Genomic DNA, 14,480 nt, shown 5'->3' on the forward strand with positions numbered 1-14,480 from the left:
GTGGTTGATCAGGCTGGGTTGCGAGCCAGTTCTTTGAGCGAAGGCGGTTCAGATAGATCTGTCGCTTACCTACAGCCACCAAGGGACAGCTAGTCGGGCAGAAAGCCCGGCTCCGGCTCAGAGATATTATGGCCATCCGGGTAAGACTCCAGATTGCAGAGAGAACTTGGATCTTGCTCTATTCAACCTGGCAATCAGCGCGGCATTGGCGATGGTACCCTGGTGCAGGGATAGGTCAACGACACCCAGGTAGCCATCGACATTGATCGCCGCCAGAATTCCAGAAGTGGGGAGGGGCGTTGACGTGTTTTAAACGGCGGTGTTAGTATTTTCATAGGGATTTCAAGACTATATGGATTAGTAATAATGCAAGTTTCAATGGATTGGAACAAAGAAACAAACTTCGTTGGCTTCTTGAATCTCCTTTCATCTGAGCTTCTTTCTGAAGCACATTTTGTCCTGCTGGTGGGGTCTTACAGCGAAGGGTTGGCGACCTCCACATCTGATGTCGATCTCTATGTCTGCTGCGCAAATGGTTACAGCGGCGCTCTGCATAACTTAGAGGAAATGAGCCGACAGCCTGATAGAAGAGTTGAGGTGTCAGTAGTCGATCTTGGCTATATTGAACGAAAACTCCAGAAAGCTAATAGCGATAATTATGATGGGTTCTCGCTTCGCGAGGTAGAAATTCTTCATAAGCTCTTGAAGGGGAAAGTCCTGGCTGGGCTGGCTAAATATTGTGACATTACAAGCTCAGTTTCAAGGCGCTCATTTGATGATAAAGCAATTAAGTATTTTCATGATTTTTCAGTAAATCATTACGATGATATGGTCGGGGCTCATCTGGATCGAGATGTAGCGTCGGCAGCAGTATTTGCACGTTTTTTGGCAGATAGTGCAGTGGATACAGCCTTGGCAGCGGCTGGAGATACTTATCCAAAATTCAAGTGGCGCTTGAAGCGCGCAGGTCGAGCGGTGTCGGCGGCACTCTATAACGAGTACCTGTGGGTGACCTTCAATGCTACGCTGACCTCAGATGAGGATTATGCAGCCCACTGTCAGCGATCCTTATTATTGTATAGAGAGCTAAATTTCGGCGTCTGGTACGGAAAAAATATCTCCTTAGTAGCAGGCTGCCAAGTAAGTGGCGAAGCCGCGGAGTATGTTGTCGACCCGTGGGTGTTTCCCTATATCTTCCGCGACATGAGGCTGGCAAAATACCGAGGAAAAACTTATCATATTGGGCTTCTTGCTCATTTGATAGTTAGCTTCGCATTTCAGCCGCGCTCGCTACGTTCGATGGTTAGCATAGGAGAAACAAAAGGGTATTCGAAGACCGAGATCAATGCAGCAATGGCCAACCTAATTTCGCTAGGGCTACTTACACGAATATCTGTTTGATCTTTTTGCACTTAATCAATAGTAATGCACGGATTCTAGGACTGTTCAAATGGACTTTGGCGCGCGTAGTATCATTGCCCCTGCAAGAAGGGGCGAGGCGATGTCGGTAATTCTTAAGCTGGTGGGTGAAGTCTGCAATCTTGACTGCAGCTATTGCTATGAGAAGCGCAAACCTTATGAAGGTGCGCGCACATTAGATCCCGAGGATCTCCGACAGCTGTTTATCAACATTCCAGACACGATGTTCGCCATTGAATTGCACGGTGGTGAGCCACTTCTTTATTCTAAGCGTCGATTTTTAGAGCTGGCCAATTTACTAAAGGCCAATCAGCATAGAGTCGCTCGAGTCACTATTCAAACAAACGGTACATTGCTGAGCGAGGAGTGGCTGGCATTTCTTTCCGAAAAATTTCCCACATTGCAAATTGGTATTAGCTGTGACGGGCCTGAAGTGCATGATGAATACCGACAAGACTATCAGAGCAGGCCTAGCCTAGATCGCGTGGAATCAGCGTTTCGTTTGTGTGAGCGCGAGCGAGTCAATATTGGAGTTATTTGTGTCGTGACTCGGTCGTCGCTTGGAAGGTCGGCTGCTATCGCTGAATATTTTTCCAGATGGAAATGCATAAAAGCGGTAAAGCTGGTTCCTTGCTTTGACTATACGGGAAGCCAGCAGCCGGGAACGAGGCGACGTGAAGAGCTATCTCATTTGATCTATAGTTCAGCGTCTGAGATGTTGCCATGGGCAGTGACGGCTGAAGAGTATACTAATTTTCTTAAGGAATTTTCACGCGCTTGGCAGGCGTCATATTTTGGTAGCTATCTTTTGGAACCAGATATTTCAATTATCCGGAAGCTCCATAGCGCGCCAGTAAACCATTGTCACTATACTTCGAAAAAGTGCGGGCACGTTCTTACACTTTACCCTGATGGAAATGTGGGGGCGTGCGATGAGCTGTGCAAGGGAGATATTGGTCTTGCACAAGCTACTGAGTTCAACCTAGATATCTTTACGAAAAATGTTATGGCTTTCTCAATGGATGAGACCATGTCTATGTTGCAGAACGCTTGCAACCAGTGCGATTATTTTTCTGTATGCGGAGGAGGTTGTATTGCAACGCGTCGCCGTTTGGCTGAGCACGGGCGTGAATGGGAATACTGCCAGCATCGGATCGCCACAATTGCCAATATATCTAAAACTACTGAGGTTGAGCCATGCTGAGGTTAGTAGACAAACGCTTCCCGAATAGTATGGAGAATGTTTCAGATTTTATAGTGCGTTGGCGGTCTGAAGAAAATTGCCTTGGTGCTCCGCGAGCTTATAAACGATCTCCTGCTGGCAGGATAAATTATCAAGGTGCTGATGATTGCGCATATGCATTTCCCTATGCGCATTTCGATTCGTGTTTCACTGAGTCTATAGAGCCGCTCGTTCGCCCCTTGGTAGAGATGCTGGTAATTAAAAATTTTATCACTTATACCAGTTGCGAGGGGCATGTCTTGGACGCAAATCACCTTGAATTGCACGTCGGTATTGTTGATTACTGTACGGTTAAGGTTGGGGCGGTTTTAGAGGCAATGGAGGCCGCTAATCGTGTGTTAGAAGAGCAGGGCATGATGGTTGCTTTTAAACTTTATACCGGTGATTTGCATTGCAAGACCACTGGTGAAATAGTGCCATGTCTAGATTTTTATCTTGAGGGATGTGGCAAAGCATCAGTTGTTCAATACATGAGCGCCCGAGAAATTGCAGTTGGCCAGTTTGTTCACTCTATGCAGTAATATTCGATGTCACGTACGAATCCTTTGATGCTTTCTAAACTGCACGATGAGTATAAAGCGGATTTTGAAAGGCTTGACCACCGAGGCCAACTTAGTTCGATACCTTTTGCAAGTATTTCCTATGCTGAGAAAATTCTGCCAGTCCACCTTGACCAATCAACCGATCAAGCTACCCGACGCACAGCGACGATGGACTACCTGCTGAGCGTCTTTTTGGAGTGGGGGTTGATATTGCAGGGGAAGGCAGTTTTGGAGTTGCATGCTGGGCCGATAGGAGTTGCTCCCTTAGTTTCAAAGTTCGGTGGAACGAGCTATCAAGGTCTGGAAATAAATGAATATCTGGCTAGCTATGCAAATCAAAACACTTGTAGTGAAAATGGCTTTACTTGGTGTGTCGAGGAAACTTTAGAGTATGTGAGACGACAGCATTCTAACGGAAAATGGGATGTGGTGTTCGCGCTCTATGAAAGTCTGAATACTTACACAAAAGAGCATTGTCACGAGTTGATACAGGGCTTGGGTCGAATACTTAAAAAAGGTAGCTGTGTAGTTGGGGACGTTCGTACAGACCAGCAAATACATGGCAGGTATGAATTATCTTTGTCTCGATCAGATAACCAGATACGGCTTGAAGAGCAAGGCGATCTACCCGGAAAACAACTGGTCGCTCGTCGAACTACGACAATTAGTACCTCAGGCATGCTCCGCGAGGAATATAACTGCTTGCGCCTTATCTCGGTTGATCAACTCGATTTGAGCTTTGCCGCTGCCGGTTTCAAGCTTCGAATGTCCGGTAGGCCTCTATTGAGTGTGGATAGCGACGTGCATGAATGCCGGGGAAATTATTTCTTTATTTATGAGAAAATCGCATGAGCCTTAAAGAAAAAAATAAGGTCGTCATCTACGTGATTTCGCGCGAGCATTTATTGGCTTTCTATCACGCTGACTATCCAGAGGTTGGATATCAAGTTCCAGCCGGAACTGTGGAGTCGGGTGAGGACCCTCTAGAGGCAGCCAGGCGCGAACTCTTGGAAGAGGCTGGTTTGGATCTTCCACCGGAACGATTTACCCTGCTCGGGTGCGAGTCGCATGATATGCGACCGTTTAAGTGCGAGTTGCATTTTCGTTCCTATTTTTATGTAAAAGCAGACGAGGCTTTCTTAGATACTTGGACTCATCACGAGCTTCATGCAGGCACACAAAACGAGTGCTCTCCTACAAAATTCTGTTATGAATGGATTAGCACAAAATATGATATAAAAAATCTACTCAGTGTCGGTCAGGGAAGATTTGTTGATCGTATTCTTGGTGTAGGGGCGGGAAGTATACCTTTTCAGCGGAAAGAATATGTCGCGATTAACTCTAAGCTAAGTAAATTTAGGGCTGATCGCATCTCCCATATCAGGGAGTTGCTCTCTTTGCTTCCCAAAAACTATATCGCAGAAAATGATATTAGTATGTGGGGGGAGGTTCGGAAAGGGCGATATTCTGCACTGGAGCAGGCATTTTATAGTATAACCAAAGGCATCGAGCATCATGAAGATGAGCAACTATCTTTTGGTGCTAGCCTGCTAAAATTCTTGCCCCAAGTGTCAAATGAAACGATTCATGTTTCACTGCACTCAAAACAACGCGTCTATTCTTCCGAATTTGAGTCGCCTCCTTATGTATCCACATTCAATATTGTGGATAGGGTAGGTGATCAAAAAATAAAAAATATGTTACAAGCGATCGAAGTTTGTATATCTCATGGGTTCGGCGACACTGTCGAGAGTCAAGTGGGAAATATATGCATTCTTCAAGAGAAAGATCTCTTAAGTGCCACTGACAGCTACACGTTATCAGGGCTTCCTAGTACCATTTATTGTGATTATATTGAAAACACCTATCGACTTGCCGAGATTATTCTGCATGAGGCAACGCATAATTGGCTTAACGAAGCTTTGCGGGCGTACGAGATTAAGCTGGATCAGAACAAGGAATTCTATTCTCCCTGGCGGAAAAAGTTTCGTCCAGCAGTCGGTATATTGCATGCGGCCTTGGTATTCTCGCGATTAATTGGTTTTTTCGAAGTGTTGATTGCTCGAGATGAACTAGCAGAATATGAGCTGGTGTATTTCACGAGAAAATTAGAGTCGGAAAAACTTGTAATCATGGAGAACATCGAGATGCTGAGTGAGGTACTTGGGATGCTCGAGCAGGCACCAGCTATCAAGTGCGTCATTGCTGAAGAAATAAATCGAGTTATAAATTTTTATTGACCTAGTATTGTGGGTGGAATAGAAAAATGGATTTTCATGCATTTTCGCCAATTTACAAAATCTTCTCTAGGAGTGAATTGCTTGTTAAGCAGGAGATGAGTGATCTGGCAAATCAAATGATTGATGGGCGCACCATTCACTTTTACTTTCAGTATGTATATCCAGAGCTTAATCACGAGACAAGCAAATATACGCTCGATTTTGAAGGTAAGCCGTGCTACTCATTGAACATGGCATGCAGTGAACTGGAGAAGCATGAACTTTCTGCTTCTGTTGTTAGTGTTGTGGAAAATTTTAGTTTCGATTACCCATTGCCCTTGTTATTGATCGCCGATAGCGATGAAGCAATAACGATGTTGCGTGTACATCTGGCCGAGGCGCTAGAAATCATTGATTCTGTGCAAATGCTTTGGCTGGTTTCATTGGCGACTGGGGCAGTAACGACTACGCACATTGAAATTGCAAATTGTTGTTATGTCGGTGCTATAAGTAGTGCTCAAGAACTTGCTAAACGCATAATGATGGCGTCCGCAGCCGAATTGCGACTTTTGTGGATGAGGGCGGAAGCTAAGGTTCAAGAGCAGTCGCAAGCGATCTGGACTAGTTCAGATTTTTCTGAGCTTATATTAAATATATTCAATGCCAGATTGAATGGTGACCTCAAGAGTGAGAGCAAGTGGTCACTGGCAGATTTTGATCGGTACGTTTATGACTTAGACGTACGTTACAATGCATTTCCTCTGACAAAGCATCTTTTGTGCATCTGGACCTTAGGATGGCAGCGCTCGGTGTTTCTAGAGGGGTCGCCTTTTGATTTTGCAGCTACGCTGGAGGAGCTATACAAGTTCAGTGGAGTGGGTGCCGCAGGAGGGAGGAGTTAATATGTTTATCGCCTTAGAAGGATGTGACGGAGTAGGTAAGTCGACAGTTCGCCAGATACTCCGAAAGGTTTTAGAACGGCGCGATATTCCATGCTTGACAATCGGGCAGCACTCTTGGCTGAGCCCTTGGGACGCATTTAATATTGTAACTGTTAGGGAGCAGCGAGCTCGTATACCAGACGCAGTAATCGCAGCATCTTACAGACAAGATAAGAAAATGCATGGGCTTCATAATGTTACATCCATGTTGGATTGCGGCGTAGTTATTGCTGATCGCTGGATTTACAGCGACGCAGCTTATCATGAAGCGTTATATTCTATAGCTGCTGAGCAAACACTTGAGAATCATCGCTCACAAAATACACTGATTCCTGATATTGTTATATATGTTTCTGTTGATGTAGACGAAGCTTACAGAAGGATTTTGAGTCGAGGGCGCAATACTAAACACTATGAGCGCCCCGTAGATCTGCAGAAAATATGCCAGTCATACCACCGAATCTTTTTTGAGGAGAAGTTAGCCTACTCTACTCAGGTTTTGGTGTTCGATAATACTCTTGGTGATGTAGAGGACCGGGTGTTGGAATTTACCACTCAGAATTTACTGCCGCTGATTCTCGCAAGAGAAGAGCCCACGCCTCCAAAAAAATTTGCGGCGGGGTATTAGAAAATATTTTGCCGCAGACTTTGTGCTGCAAAATATTGTAAATCACTTAAAAGGAGTTTCATATTATGCAAGCTAACGATGAGCGTTCATTTAAAGACTTTCTCTCTGCTGTAAAGTCCGCTGATATGGCCCAAGGTATTACCGAAGCGGCGTGTCATCACTCAGCAGTAGAGGTTAATGACTGGGAGAAAATAAGCCAGGAATTACGCAATCTTTCGGAAAACAAAAAACCGTAATCCTATTATGGGGCCCCTTCGCACCCAATAGAGGTAAAGTACTTTTCCGCTGTAACTACTCTTTAAACCTCTATGGGTCTTATAAGTGCCTAAAATTTTGAGGCAATAGGGTCAATACAAGTGGTTCTTAATGGGCGGCCGGGAAATTTTCCTGATCTTCATGAAAAAAATTCGCCGTCCGGTAGCTGTGGACCCTGTGTTTAATTGAGGACGATCCATGAGCCCCTGCCTCCCGAAACAGGGGGGGGGGAAGGTTATCCACTTGGGTGTGGAGTTCATGGCGCGGATATATTTACTTCGTCTGGGATGGGTTGGTCGCTATACTTTTAATTAGAGAGAAATGAAACGCGATTCAGGTCGCTTTCTGTAAAGCGCCGTTGCGGATATGTTAGCAATTGCATAGCATTCCTGCGACGGGGTATACGCATACCTAATTAGACATTTTGATGGCGCGGCAGTATGGAAAGGTTTCATCAAGCCAAGCAGTGCCATTCGCGCTAACGAAACGGATAGCTAGGTTTCCGCTGGTGAGGTTTGCTCCGGTCAAGCCTCCATCGAAAATAATGGAAAGGAGAGCCAAACAATGTCCGATAACTTCCAACTGGCCACAAAGCTCACAATCGAGCCGGCAGGCAATCAACTCAATCTTGAGCGTTTGAATAGCAGCCAAGCCACCTATGGTGACCTGGTCGATGCATTCGCTCGTGAATTGACCGCGGAGGAGATCCTGCTCATTTCGGGGGCTTCCAAGGCGGGTGCCAACTATTGCGGAGAATACTACTAATAATCCGTTGAGCGCTGGCTGTCAGCCATGCTGGCAGCCAGCCTCTAGGGGGGGCCTGAAAAAATCAGCTCTCGGAAAATTTGTCCCAGCAACCATGTGGATTGCTGAGTGGCGATTTCACGAAATCAGGTCTTTATCAGAGTTCTTTAGGGCGATACAGATGAGTACCGCTTTATGCGAACAGGATCTCTGTAAGCTGCATGGTCTTGGGTTGCATTTCTCGAAGGGGACTTTTTCAGACTATCTCTAGCTAGATACAACGTGCTAAGCCCGGAAGGCATAGCGTTTATGCTGAAAGTGTTGCTATTTCGTACCAGCCCCAAGCTAATAGAAAACAGCATTCTCTTGAATCACACTGACCTTGCATTGTGGTGTGCGCGGAAAGGCTATTTGTCGCATAAATAAATTCGAAGAACATAAACATGACTATCAATTTCAAGATTAGTGCTGATAGCTTCAAAAAGGAATATCAGGAGCGTTTGCCGCTTATTATAAAGGGTGCAGTTGACACCTCAAGTGTGCAATGGTCAGACATCAACGATGTCATTGCCAGGTGCGATCCGCAGACTGATAGATTTCGATTGTCCTTTCCCGACGGAAATATTGCCAAGGAAAAGTATGTGCATACCTACTTTCATGTAGGCGATGTTCGAAAGAGTCTTAATAAACCAGCTCTATATGATTATCTTCGCAAAGGCGGAACGCTTGTTGCGAACAGTATTTATGACGAGCCTGTCTTCAATGACTACGCTAAAGATATTGCCCAGTTTACTGGCCGTCAAACGGTAACTGCGGCATATATCGCATTTGGCAAGACTGATTCCTACCGCGCGCATTGGGACTCGCGGGACGTATTTGCTGTGCAATTGAAGGGGAGGAAGCGCTGGGTCGTGTACGCGCCATCTTTCGAAGCCCCGCTATACATGCACCAGAGCAAATTTTTGGAGCAAGAATATCCTTGTCCTGAGAAACCTTACCTCGATTTCATTCTTGAAGAGGGGGACGTTTTCTATATTCCCAGGGGGTGGTGGCACAATGTCACCCCTCTAGACGAGCCCACAGTTCATCTAGCGATTGGCACTTTTCCAGCATTTGCGGTCGACTATGTTCGGTGGATTTTCCGGCAGTTGCCGGACTCTATCCATGCACGGGCTGCGCTGGAAAACTACGAGGAGGATAAGCATACCATTCAGGCGCTGAGCGAGCATGTCAGTCAGATGATCAATGACCCGGGCTGTTACCGAGCGTTCATGGAGTCGCATATTGGCGATCAGGTGCTTGAGACTCGTTTGAATTTGGAAAAACTTGGTGATGCCAATGTCATTGTCTTGGAGGGCGGCACTCATATCCGCCTCAACGTGTTGAGAACCGATCTCGCTGAAGAGTATCTGGTCACTAGCAATGGCAAATTCTCGTTCAAGGATGAGCTAAGCGCTTTGAAGAAATTCTTGGTGGAACACCCGCTGACCACCGTTGCGGAAGTTGAGGCAAGCTTCTCGTTCGCCTCGCGAGTCCAGCTTTCGGAGCTGCTCTATCTGCTGGCCAGTCAAGGCGTGGTAGAGATCCTCTAGCGGCCATTTGCTCACCTCTCATCCCGCAACACGGGCAACTGATCCCGGGGCCTGGGTGTGCCAGCCCCTGGGTCGTGCTTTGCGGAGTGAAACAGTCCTGTGTGGATTTACGAGAATGACTTATAAACTGCCATATCCTTTCGATGTCGAGTACATGAGGCGTAATAAGGCATTCCTGCTTTTCTGCCCTCCCGACAGGCTGGACGAAGAACAGCGTCCCGTCCTCGAAGGGCGGTCGGTACTTTACAAGCTTGATGAATCTTCGTATCAGTCATGTCCCTATTCTGACTCGCGGGGCATCAGCGGCAAGCCAATTAACGTTGAGTCTCTGAAGGCGCTGTCGCGTCACCAGGATGCTGTGGCGAAGCTCATGGAAGGAGTCGGGCGTTATGTAGCGAGACAGAGGTCAGTTGATGGTGCTGCGCCAGATCTGAGTCATATGTATGCACTTGCATACATAGGATATCGATCCCCTTCCCTCTATTTTTGTAGAAAACTGTTCGATGAAGAGGTCGAGATTCCTTCCGTATGTTCGGTGGCATCTCGGTTCTTTCATGGATTGATGAATATGCTAGCGCTGATTGCCCTGGAGCATGATGGGGTGTTGGATGGCGTCACCATGACCCCTGAGCAGCTCTATCGTTATGCCGATGATCGCGGCCATCTTATCGGGATAAAGGAATCTTGTGCTGCCTCGAAGGCCGCAATCGTCAAGTATCTTTCTCTGAGCTTTGAGGTATGTATCGAGCCTACGCAGTCCGACCAAGAGACACTAGGATCGTTATTGCCGTTCAACGCCATCGGTCATGCGGCTCAAGTGACAATGGAGCTTGAATTCGCCAGTCTCGTTTATGAAACGGTACGCTGCTGGCTTTGGCGCCGAATGCCGGGTTATGAGGGGAAAGCGCCGGCCCAAAAGTTCGCTACCACGCATTGTTTGCTGGCCAAGAAAATAGCTCAGGCTGCGCTCCCATTCGAGCATGTGCTTTTCAAGCGAGCGCGAAACCTTATGCTGGCTCTGGGCAGTGAAGGACCTTCGATCACTCGGCTGATTGAGATGGCCCATGAATGTCTGGAGGCCGCAGAAAATGATAGAAAGTGCCGGGCGATCGTGCATGAACGATTAAAATTTCAAATGCTGGAAATATTTGAACAGCAGACAGATTTCCTTGAACAACATGTCATCGGTGGATGTTTTCTATCTTCTGATTTGGATTCATTTTTTGGCAATTGGCCTAATTGAAGATGTGAATTGCCAATATGGAAAATAAAGAGTTGTTCAGAAAAGAAGCCCAGGAGGCTAGAAGCGAAGCGAAGAGTCTTCATGGCGAAGTGTTGCTCTATTTGCCTGATTCTTACCGCGCCATTCTGATCATAGTTTTTTTGGTGTTGGCGATTCTGATAGCTATTCTGTTTTTGGGATCATATACGAAAAGGGTTACCGTGAAAGGAGAGCTATTCTCGACCCGCGGTGCAATTCCGGTGTATCTGTCTAAACCAGGAATTATCAAGCAGTACTATGTTGCGGAGGATGAGGTTGTTAATCAGGATGATCCCTTATTTTCCGTTTCATCCGAAGTGTTTGGTGCCGAAAATAGGGGGATGTCGACAGAGACTATTGGCTTGTTGATTGAGCGGAAAAACCTGTTGCAGCGCCAACTAGAGAGCGAAGAGATTGCGTATGAGGAAAACTTGCGCAGCCTAGATGGGCAGATCCAGTCGAAGAAGAGCGAAAAGAAACTCATTAATGCGCAGCTGGGAGAGGTCAAGAAAAAGAACGATCTGCTGGCTATCGGTCTGAAAAAATACGAGGAGGCCCGTCTACAGGATGCTATCTCGGACGATTCGATGACGGACAAGACTGTTACCGCTTTGAATAGTCAGATCGACTATCACGAGCGGCAACGGGAGTTTGAGTCGACCGTTCGCGATATCGCCAACTTGCATTTCGAAAGAGAGGGGGCCATCTCTGAGTTTGGTAGGCGCACGCTGCAGATCAAAGGGGACTTGCTGGCACTCGAAGAGCAAATATTGGCAGCAGAATCGCAGAAGGGAACCATCGTCAAGGCACCGGCGACCGGAGTGGTCACGGCGATCCAGGGCGTAAATGGATCATACTATGACAACACCAAGCCCGTCTCATTCATACTACCTTCTGGATCTGAGTTGGAGGCGCGACTTCTCGTATCCGCTGCTGCTATCGGGTTCATTAAGAAAGGCGATGCCGTATATCTTCGATATTCTGCATATCCATATCAGCAGTTTGGGCAAGGGAAAGGTACTGTCTATTCCATATCTGGAACGTCATTGCTTCCGGACGAGATAGCGCTGGGTTCAAAGCTTTCTATTACTGAACCCATGTACCTAGTAAAGGCAAGGATTGAGACGCAAACTATAAAGGGAAATGGGTCGATGTATCCGCTTAAACCCGGGCTTCTCCTCGATGCAGACATCATGTTGGAGAAGCACAGGATCTATCAATGGCTCATTCGTCCTTTTTCCACACTCTCTGAAAAACTTAAATAAATCTCGTTATGAAGAACAGGTCGTATTTCTCACAGCTGTTTGAGCCGCGCTTTCCTACAATTCTGCAAACCGAGTCGACTGAGTGTGGTCTCGCTTGCGTGGCGATGTTGGCAAATTATCATGGTCATCATGTGACCTTACGCGACTTGCGCCTCAAGTTTTCCGTCTCACTGAAGGGGATCTCCCTGGGCTCGTTGCTTAGGGTGTGTAAGCACAATGGCCTTTCCAGTCGGCCAGTTCGTACTGGTCTGTCTGGTCTGCAGCAGATCAAGCTCCCTTGCATTTTGCATTGGAACTTTAATCACTTTGTGGTGCTAAGAAAAATTGGTGCAGATTACGCGATCATCGTCGATCCGGCCCATGGTGAGAGGCGTTTGCCGTTAGAGCACGTATCACAGTCCTTCACAGGGGTGGCGATAGAGATTTGGCCTAATCCGGATTTTGTCGCCGTCAAGCAACAGAAGAATGTTCCGCTCTTGCAACTGATGGGTAAGCTTAAAAGGAGGAAGCGGGCGATTGGTGTGGTACTTTTTCTCGCGATTACTGTGGAGTTCTTTACCGCCCTTTCGCCATTTTACTTGCAGTTAGTGATTGATAATGCGATCAGTGCGAATGATCAACAAGTTTTCGCGGTATTAGCCGCCGGTTTCGCCGTGGTCTACCTGCTCCGAAACTTAGTCGGATCCATTCGAAGCTGGTTTCTTATGTACCTCGGCACAAGCTTGAATGTGCAATGGAAGGACAATATTCTTGAGCATATGCTTTCGCTACCGATTGAATATTTTGAGAAGCGACATGTGGGTGATGTGGTATCCCGGTTCAGTGGTATCGACCTGATTCAGAAAATGCTGACGACATCGTTTATTGAGTCGATTCTGGACGGTTTTTTTTCTATTGCTGTGATTTTTATACTGTTCCTCTATCAACCGCTGATGGCGGGGGTTGTCCTTGTTAGCACTCTATTATATTTTTTGGTCAGATGGATAATGAATTCATCGTTTCTAAATTATTCTAGAAATGAAATTATTCACGGTGCAAAGCAGAGCTCGTACTTGCTGGAAACCATTCGTGGAATTCGACAAATTAAACTTTATGGTCAGCAGCGGGACCGTCGACTCGCATGGATGACCTTGTTCATAAAGCAAGTAAATGCAAAAATTTCAACGCAAAAAAATGAAATATGGTTCAAATTCTTTAGGTCCCTGATTTTTGATGTTCAGAGCATAATTGTGATCTGGTACGGTGCACTGTTGGTGATTGAAAGGGAGCACACTGTTGGGGCATTGATTGCTTTTCTTGCTTATAAGGTTTTGTTCGAGACCAGAGTCATTGCACTCATTGATAACCTTTTCGTTATTCAGAATATCCAATTACAGGCTGATCGTCTGAGTGATATTGTATTGTCCGCTTCGGAAGGGGTTGATGATTCGGAGATTTTCGATGTTAGTGATGCCTCCTCCACCCTAGAGTGTGAAGATGTTTCCTTTCAATATTCGCTGTTCGAAAAAAATATTATCGATGGTCTAAGCCTAAAAGTCGCAGAGGGCGAGTCGGTAGCAATAATTGGGCCTTCAGGTTGTGGTAAGTCCACCATATTCAATGTGATTCTAGGAATCTATCAGGGAGCCAAGGGTCGTATCTTAATTGGCGGAAAGGACATCAAAGAGATCGGGATGGATAATGTTAGGAAGATTGTTGCTACAGTGTTGCAGGACGACATTCTATTTAGTGGTTCGATCGTCGAAAATATAGCAGGATTCGATAGCTATATAGATTACGACTGGGTGGCGAAGTGCGCAGAAATGGCTCATATCGCCAATGATATTGAGGCTATGCCTATGAAGTACCACACCTTGGTTGGGGATATGGGGGCGGTACTCTCCGGTGGTCAAAAGCAGCGTATTATGTTGGCGCGGGCACTTTATAAGCGACCGCGGATACTTCTTCTTGATGAAGCTACCAGCCATCTTGATGTGTCGAACGAGAGGGCTGTCAGTCGGGCAATCAAATCCTTAAAAATAACTCGTATCATAATCGCTCATCGACCTGAAACCGTGCTGTCGGCAGATAGAATTCTTCTTATGCACAAGGGGCGGATTTCTTCTGTTCTTTCACCTGCAGAAGCCACTGAGTACCTGCGCGATGAACAGCTATCAAGCCTGTCGTAGGCGAAGTTGCGTCATGCTCAGTATTTTACTCCGGGCCAGCATTCCGCTTCGGGCATCACCGAGCTTTCGTAGCTCCCTTATGCAACCTGACAGGCTTTTAACATTTTGATGCGAGCAAAACTTACAATACACAATATGTGTGTTCTGGTATGGCGAGGTGTCGCGGTTGCTTCGTTTGAGCAACATATAGTCCTTTCGTTAAT

13 protein-coding genes are annotated in these 14,480 nt (G+C 46.4%); all 13 read left to right on the forward strand.

What is annotated here, in order from left to right:
• The first annotated feature begins 366 nt into the window (after positions 1–366).
• The 13 genes from AACX99_RS16985 (at position 367) to AACX99_RS17045 (ending at position 14,277) form a co-directional block, all read left to right on the forward strand.
• Positions 367–1,401 (forward strand): hypothetical protein, encoded by a 1,035-nt coding sequence (locus AACX99_RS16985; RefSeq protein WP_339413612.1) that lies wholly within the window; start codon positions 367–369, stop codon positions 1,399–1,401.
• A gap of 100 nt (positions 1,402–1,501) precedes the next feature.
• Entirely contained in the window at positions 1,502–2,623 is a 1,122-nt protein-coding gene (locus tag AACX99_RS16990; RefSeq protein ID WP_339413614.1) for a radical SAM/SPASM domain-containing protein, read from the forward strand.
• On the forward strand, positions 2,617–3,183 hold the full coding sequence (locus tag AACX99_RS16995; protein WP_339413615.1) for a hypothetical protein: 567 nt from the start codon (positions 2,617–2,619) through the stop codon (positions 3,181–3,183). The genes AACX99_RS16990 and AACX99_RS16995 overlap by 7 nt, the downstream gene beginning before the upstream one ends.
• Positions 3,184–3,210: 27 nt before the next feature.
• Entirely contained in the window at positions 3,211–4,056 is an 846-nt protein-coding gene (locus tag AACX99_RS17000) for a hypothetical protein (protein WP_339413616.1), read from the forward strand.
• On the forward strand, positions 4,053–5,444 hold the full coding sequence (locus tag AACX99_RS17005) for an NUDIX hydrolase (protein WP_339413617.1): 1,392 nt from the start codon (positions 4,053–4,055) through the stop codon (positions 5,442–5,444). The genes AACX99_RS17000 and AACX99_RS17005 overlap by 4 nt, the downstream gene beginning before the upstream one ends.
• Before the next feature lie 26 nt (positions 5,445–5,470).
• Entirely contained in the window at positions 5,471–6,325 is an 855-nt protein-coding gene (locus AACX99_RS17010) for a hypothetical protein (protein WP_339413618.1), read from the forward strand.
• Between the two features lies 1 nt (position 6,326).
• Positions 6,327–6,992, forward strand: a complete 666-nt coding sequence (locus tag AACX99_RS17015; RefSeq protein WP_339413619.1) for a deoxynucleoside kinase — start codon at positions 6,327–6,329, stop codon at positions 6,990–6,992.
• A gap of 65 nt (positions 6,993–7,057) precedes the next feature.
• Complete coding sequence (locus tag AACX99_RS17020) at positions 7,058–7,228, forward strand: hypothetical protein (protein WP_339413620.1); 171 nt, start codon at positions 7,058–7,060, stop codon at positions 7,226–7,228.
• A 583-nt stretch (positions 7,229–7,811) separates the two neighbouring features.
• Positions 7,812–8,012, forward strand: coding sequence for a hypothetical protein (locus tag AACX99_RS17025; protein WP_339413621.1), 201 nt, complete (start codon positions 7,812–7,814; stop codon positions 8,010–8,012).
• 422 nt (positions 8,013–8,434) lie between these two features.
• Entirely contained in the window at positions 8,435–9,583 is a 1,149-nt protein-coding gene (locus AACX99_RS17030; RefSeq protein WP_339413622.1) for a JmjC domain-containing protein, read from the forward strand.
• A gap of 115 nt (positions 9,584–9,698) precedes the next feature.
• Entirely contained in the window at positions 9,699–10,826 is a 1,128-nt protein-coding gene (locus AACX99_RS17035; RefSeq protein WP_339413623.1) for a hypothetical protein, read from the forward strand.
• A 17-nt stretch (positions 10,827–10,843) separates the two neighbouring features.
• Positions 10,844–12,109 carry an HlyD family secretion protein gene (locus AACX99_RS17040; RefSeq protein ID WP_339413624.1) on the forward strand — a complete coding sequence of 422 codons (1,266 nt, stop codon included), beginning with the start codon at positions 10,844–10,846 and terminating at the stop codon, positions 12,107–12,109.
• 8 nt (positions 12,110–12,117) lie between these two features.
• Positions 12,118–14,277, forward strand: a complete 2,160-nt coding sequence (locus AACX99_RS17045; RefSeq protein ID WP_339413625.1) for a peptidase domain-containing ABC transporter — start codon at positions 12,118–12,120, stop codon at positions 14,275–14,277.
• Positions 14,278–14,480: the final 203 nt, after the last annotated feature.

Origin of the sequence: Pseudomonas sp. EA_35y_Pfl2_R5 (genome assembly GCF_963970805.1) — a bacterium.
Taxonomy (GTDB): Bacteria; Pseudomonadota; Gammaproteobacteria; order Pseudomonadales; family Pseudomonadaceae; genus Aquipseudomonas.